General features: G+C 64.9%; 7 protein-coding genes. 3 read left to right on the forward strand and 4 right to left on the reverse strand.

Features of this window, described 5'->3' with window-relative positions; genetic code table 11:
• Positions 1-22: 22 nt before the first annotated feature.
• On the reverse strand, positions 23-244 hold the full coding sequence (locus tag AC1DU6_RS17255) for a hypothetical protein (RefSeq protein ID WP_457324154.1): 222 nt from the start codon (positions 242-244) through the stop codon (positions 23-25).
• A 401-nt stretch (positions 245-645) separates the two neighbouring features.
• On the opposite strand from AC1DU6_RS17255, the gene AC1DU6_RS17260 reads away from it, so the two are divergent.
• Positions 646-1017: a hypothetical protein gene (locus AC1DU6_RS17260; protein WP_457324155.1), complete on the forward strand. Its 372-nt coding sequence runs from the start codon at positions 646-648 to the stop codon at positions 1015-1017.
• A gap of 11 nt (positions 1018-1028) precedes the next feature.
• On the opposite strand, the gene AC1DU6_RS17265 is transcribed toward AC1DU6_RS17260, so the two are convergent.
• Positions 1029-1370, reverse strand: coding sequence for a hypothetical protein (locus AC1DU6_RS17265; protein WP_056202584.1), 342 nt, complete (start codon positions 1368-1370; stop codon positions 1029-1031).
• A gap of 876 nt (positions 1371-2246) precedes the next feature.
• Here AC1DU6_RS17265 and AC1DU6_RS17270 point away from each other — a divergent pair.
• Complete coding sequence (locus AC1DU6_RS17270) at positions 2247-2459, forward strand: hypothetical protein (RefSeq protein ID WP_457324157.1); 213 nt, start codon at positions 2247-2249, stop codon at positions 2457-2459.
• Between the two features lie 65 nt (positions 2460-2524).
• On the opposite strand, the gene AC1DU6_RS17275 is transcribed toward AC1DU6_RS17270, so the two are convergent.
• Both AC1DU6_RS17275 and AC1DU6_RS17280 read right to left on the reverse strand, forming a co-directional pair.
• Positions 2525-3703: a tryptophan halogenase family protein gene (locus AC1DU6_RS17275; protein ID WP_457324158.1), complete on the reverse strand. Its 1179-nt coding sequence runs from the start codon at positions 3701-3703 to the stop codon at positions 2525-2527.
• A gap of 332 nt (positions 3704-4035) precedes the next feature.
• Entirely contained in the window at positions 4036-4161 is a 126-nt protein-coding gene (locus AC1DU6_RS17280) for a hypothetical protein (RefSeq protein WP_457324159.1), read from the reverse strand.
• Between the two features lie 345 nt (positions 4162-4506).
• Here AC1DU6_RS17280 and AC1DU6_RS17285 point away from each other — a divergent pair.
• Positions 4507-6084: alpha-L-arabinofuranosidase C-terminal domain-containing protein (locus AC1DU6_RS17285; RefSeq protein ID WP_477858529.1), on the forward strand; the 1578-nt coding region annotated here is incomplete at its 3' end.

Below are 6084 nucleotides of genomic sequence, written 5' to 3' on the forward strand. Positions count from 1 at the left end.
GAGCGAAGGCGCTCGGCCTGATTCATGCCGACGCCGCCGAAGCGGCGGGTGTCACGACGACAACGGCGGTGGCGCCTGCTTTGCCGGCCTCGCCCGTGGCGCCGGTGGCCCCGGGTGGCCCCGGTTCGCCCGCAGGGCCGGGGGCGACGATGACCGTGGGCGGTGGTTCATTGCGCTGGCAACCGCCCAGCAGCAGCGTCAGCATGGGCAAGCACAGGGCCAGCGCTGTTGAGCGTGAAGACATGAAGATTCCTTTGCGACAGACCACACCGGGAGGTGCTCCAGCGCAAGGTAGCCACGCGCTGCGGTCGTGTCGGTGCGGTAGCGCACCAGGGGTGCACCGGCAGTTCGGACTACCCCGTTGCCGGCCCGCCGGTATGTAAGCGGCTCAACGTCCTACAGCCACGCGCTGGCGCTGAGGACATTGTTGAGGGGCGCTCAAGGTTGAGCAGTGCAGGTCTCAGGCATGAGAACCCCCTTCCGACTGAACGTGCCGAATTGGTTCGACAACCTCGGCTCCGAGTTGCTCCGGTCGCACGCGGCGCCGAGGCCGCTGTGGCGTCGCGCCATTGAACAGCGCCGTAGAACGCGCCGACTGGCGCCGGCGGCCACCACTCGCACGCAACCACCACTGCCGGCACGCCCATGAGCGGCTTCTGGATCTCCACGCCCTTCTCCCAGGAGCCGCGCATCGTGCTGGTCCGCTGGCGGGCCTGGGAGGTGCAGGTGCCCAGCTACGACGCCCCCACCTGGCATCTCGTCGGCTACATCGAGGACGAGCACTGCGCCAAGGTCTCGTCGGCCGTGGCCTTTGTGCACATCGACACCGATGAAGTGACCACCAAGACGGGCCGCACCTATGCGCTCAACGGGCCGCCCAGCATCGATGCCGACGCGGCCCATCTCTGGGACAGCTGGCGCAAACAGCATGGCGCCGTGGTGCTGCGGGAGGTCACGACGGATGTGCTGGATGGGCGGCAGCCGGTGGCGGTGAACTTGATCCAGCCGCCGGGATAGTCTCCTTCCGTTTACCGGCGTGCCTTGAGGCCTGCCCAGGCCCCATAAATGGCCGCGGGGATGGTGACGAGGGTCGCCAGCGCCGTGAACCAAGCCGACTGCGCCGCGTCGGAGAGCAGCAAGCCGGTGGCAATGCTCAGTACACCGAACGCAGCTGCGTGCCAGTACGGCACGGTTGGAGCCAGGCGGGCGCAGATTGCGCCACCCATGGCAGTCGTCAACGTCCCGAGCACAAAGACAACTGCCAAGTACTCGGGTTGGGCGGGAAGCGCAGCGACATCAGCCGACGTCGAAACACTGCCTGGCCAAAGAGCAAGGACGGCAAAGCCCGAGACCATGTCCAAGGCGAGCATGCTGATGAGCCCGACTGCAAGGGCTCGTAAATTGAGGCGAGGTAACTCCATTGATTCCCTGTTGGCAAACCGAAGCGCCCGGCGCGGGCGCCTGAAGCCGCTATTCCTTGACGATTCGTCGGGCTGGCCAAGTCGGCGAGACCATCTCCGCGGCCACGCGGCTTTGCGGCCGCCCGCCCCTATTCCTCGAGGCGCTCTCGAGAATGCGAGGCCTCCCGGCGCTTCGAGCCAGCGACTGCCTTCGCCGGCAACCTCATGGCCCGCGGGTACTTTGTGCGCCGAATCGAATCTCGCGACTGATCCCTCATCTAAATCAAGCACTTAGACATCCTTCACTCCCCATATCCCGCCGCCGATGGATCGCATTTGGTGCGAATGCCGACATCGATGGGTGCATAAGATGCGATCRACCGTTTGATCCGATCAAAGCTGCGATCTCCAGCTCGCGGCTTGGCCCGCGGGCCTCCCACCTTCGCGCCCTTCTTGCGCGCCGAAGGAGCGCCACATCCGGTACCCACATCTCGTCGCTCTCCGCATCCAACTTCCACGCTGGGTCCTTCGCTTGCCGGTGGTCTCTAAGCGCGGCGAGCACCATCGGCATCCCGTCACGAAGCGTGGCGTGCCTTGGCTCACGTTGCGCGGTTTCGAGCCGCACTCGTTTGCGCGCGAGCTCAATAGGATAGAAGAAGACTTTGATCGTGTCCGCGGTCTTGTCGTCTAGCTAAGCCTCCAACCGAACCGTCGAGGACGTTATCGCGTCGCTGGAGGCGCTCTTCAAGAACAAGGGAATGGATGGGGACCCGAAGGCCAGCGTGGCCGCTGCGGTCGAATTGCTCAAGAACGGCGTCATAGGAAAGCTGGCACAGGAGAAAACCGATGAAATCCCTGTGCACTGAAGACGCAGTCCAGACCTCGCTGCTGAAGAAGTTGACGGACTGGGTCGACGACAAGACGCTGACTGGGCACACTGTCTGGTCGCTCTTCCCCGCGCCAGAAGGTGCAGAGGTCAAAGGCTCGGACGGCGCTACCTACAAGATCAAGGACAAGAAGGACCAGAAAATACGTGAGCGTCCAGCCGGGCCATCTTGAAGGATCGCCAGGCGCATAACGGCACATCGATGTCAACACCGCCTTCATGGTTGTATGGACTGCACTCAACCAAGCACTTGCCCCAGCATGCGGTGATGCAGCGGCATGCGCGCCACCGTAGCGGCGAGGGCATCTCGCCGGCCCTTCAACGCGGACAGCGCGCGCTCGGGTGGAATTTCGGCGATGACGGGATCGTCCCGCTCGGGCCAGTGCTCCATGCCGGCATGGATGGCCAGCCAGCTGGTCGCGTCGAAGCCCTCCTCGTCGTACTCGTGCAGCACGCCGTAGCGCCGCCACAGCTCCAGGCGGAACGCCAGCGTGTCGGGCAGTTCCATGCGGCTCACATGGCGCCACAGCTCGCTGTCGCGGCGGCGCGTGAGGCAGTAGTGCAGGATGATGAAGTCGCGGATGCGCGCGAAGCGACGCACAGAGCCTTCGTTGAACAGCGCGCGGGCATCGTCGTCCAGCGGCCGGCCCTCGGTCAGCAACGTCATCAGTCGGCTGATGCCGTCCTGGATCAGGTAGATGCTGGTGGACTCCAACGGCTCCAGGAAACCCGAGGACAGGCCGATGGCAATGACGTTGTTGACCCAGAAGCGCTGGCGGTGGCCGGTGGTGAATCGCAGCAGCCGCGGCTCGGCCAGCTGCTTGCCGTCCAGCCGATCCAGCAATTGCTCGCGGGCGCGGTCCGCGTCGATGAATCGGCTCGCGAACACATGGCCGTGCCCGGTGCGGTTCTGCAGGGGGATGCGCCAAGACCAGCCGCCCTCCAGCGCGGTGGCCTGGGTATAGGGCGTGAGCTGATCGCCGCTACGCTCGCAGGGGCAAGCCCAGGCGCCGTCCACGGGCAGCCAGTGGCTGAAGTCGACGAAGGGCTCGGCGAGCGTGCCGCCCAGCAGCAGGGAGCGGAAGCCCGAGCAGTCGATGAACAGGTCGGCCTCGATGCGGCGGCCGTCGTCCAGGTGAACCGCCGCCACGCCGCCATCGGGGCGGCGCAGCACGTCGACGATGCGCCCCAGCGTGTGCCGCGTGCCGCGCTGCACAGCAAGCCTGCGCAGGAACGCCGCGTACTGCACGGCGTCGAAGTGGTAGGCGTACTTGAATTGCGAATCGTTCTGGGGCAGCACGAAGCGGCCCTGCATGGCCATCACGGTCGGCAGGCATTGCGTGCCCAGCGGGTCCACCAGGCCCATGCGGCGGTGCTGGGCCCACAGCGTCTGCGAGCCGAACAGGTTGCCGTGCATTTTTCGACGCGACGTGAGCACCAGGTCCAGCGTCTTCTGAGCACGGAATCCGGCGCCTGACGAGCACCTTGTCCGGAGGTGTCGCGCAGGGCAGCGTGTCCGGTGACTTGACCACTCGGTCCAGCGCCGGGTGCGGAGATGCTGGCTGCTTCAGGCTGGCGAGAGCCATTCACAGTTCGTCAGTTGAACGTCGGCTGCAGCGGCAAGCGGTCGCCCGCGGTGTGCCGGCGCCTATGACCGCTTTGCCTTCGAGCTCCGGCRCTCCTTGACTGGCCTCTGAGGCCTGGCGCCATCGTCCACCGTGTGCAGCGTCCGGAGGAAATTACAGCCGCTCAGCGTTTTTTTGTGGAGAGCGCATCCTGCAGCACGCTGGCCAAGCGCTCCGCGGAGGTCGGCTTGACCAGCACCGTGAAGCCTTGAGCCATGGCCAGCCGGATCTGCTCGGAGTAGCCCGTCATCACGATGACGCAGTTGTGGTGCCGTCGGACCGGCTGCGGGACCACAATGTGGTAATACCAAAGTTGCTATGTGGCAAAGTGGCAAGACCGCAATTTGGTCAATCCGCAGCAGTGTCCTCCTTCATCTGCCCACCCAACATGCAACGCTGCGCCTGCATTGGCGCCTGTAAACGCTTGGCGAAGACTTCTGGTTCGGCCRCACGCTGCTGCATCCGACGATGCCGGCGTGTGCCGAAGCGCTCGGGCGCTTAGCCGTMGTTGGGCTGCGGACCTAGCCCGCMGTGGTCCGCCTCTTGTACCTCCATGCCACCTGTCGTAACGCCGATTCCTTGTTTGACTACTTCCATGAGAAACATCAATCTGACGTCCCTGTGCACGCTGGCCAGTGCGTTCCTTGCACTGCCGGCGAATGCTCAGTCGACCGGGGTTGCATCGCAGCCCGAGATCCATATCACGGCCGACCGGGTCAAGACCCGCATCAACCCCCGCATGTACGGTCTCATGACCGAAGAGATCAACTTTGCCTACGAAGGCGGCCTTTACGGTGAACTGATCCGCAACCGCAGCTTCAAGGGCGAAGCGGGTTACGCCTACCAGGCTGAGGAGCCGGTGTACTGGAACGCCGTCGGTGCGGCCGAGCTGGCCCTGGACAGGAACAACAAGCTCAACGACGCGCTGGACTTGAGCCTGGCGCTGACTCTCAAAAGCGCATCGCCCGAGCAGCCGGCGGGCATCCGCAACGGTGGCTACTGGGGCATCGGCCTCAAACCCGACACCAGCTACACCGTGTCCTTCTATGCCAAGGCTGAAGGCGAAATCGGCCCACTGCTGGCCTCGCTCGTCAAGGCTGGTGGCGCCTCGCTCGTCTCCGGCAAGGTGGACGGCGTCGGGCGCGACTGGAAGAAGTTCCAGATCACGCTGCGCACCGGCAGTGAGCTGGTGCCGTCCAAGGACAACGTCTTCACGCTCACCGCCAGCCGGCCGGGCAAGCTCTGGCTGCAACAGGTGTCGGTGTTCGGTCCCACCTACAAGAACCGCCCGAACGGGCTGCGCCCGGACCTGATGGAGCTGATGGCGGGCCTGAAGCCGAAGTTCCTGCGCTTTCCTGGCGGCAACTACGTCGAGGGCGACACCTTCGGGCAGCGCTTCGAGTGGAAGAAGACCATCGGCGACCCGGCGCAGCGGCCCGGCCACCGCAGCCCCTGGAACTATTGGTCCACCGACGGCATGGGCATGTTGGAATTCCTGCTGTGGTGCGAAGACCTCGGCATGGAGCCCCTGCTCGATGTGTTCGCGGGCTACGCCCTCAATGGCGAGCGGCTGTCCTCTGAAGAAGACCTGGCGCCCTTCGTGCAGGAAGCCTTGGACCAGATCGAATACATCATCGGCGGCGCTGACACCAAATGGGGCGCGCAACGCGCCAGGGACGGCCACCCCGAGCCCTTCAAGATGAGTCACGTCGAGATCGGCAACGAGGACGTCTTCGACAAGTCGGGCTCCTACGACAAGCGCTTCTCGATCTTCCACAAGGCGATCAAGGCCAGGTACCCGCAACTGACGCTCATTTCGACGATGGCGGCCAGCGCGACGCCTTCACAGCGCCCCGAGATGATCGACGACCACACCTACGCCTGGGGCGAGGCGCAGATGTACGAGCACCTGACCGACTACGACAAGCGCCCGCGTACCGACCCGAAGGTGTTCGTCGGCGAGTGGGCCACCCACCAGGGCTGGCCCATGCCGAACATGAGGGCCGCCATTGCCGACGCCGCCTACCTGGCCAGCCTGGAGCGCAATGCCGACGTGGTACAGATGGCGGCCTACGCACCGCTGCTGGCCAATCTCAGCCGGGTGTCGGGACACAGCCGCGACCGGTCCCTGCAATGGGCCACCAACCTGATCGGCTACGACGCGCTGAAGTCC

This window comes from Roseateles sp. P5_B10, assembly GCF_056400485.1.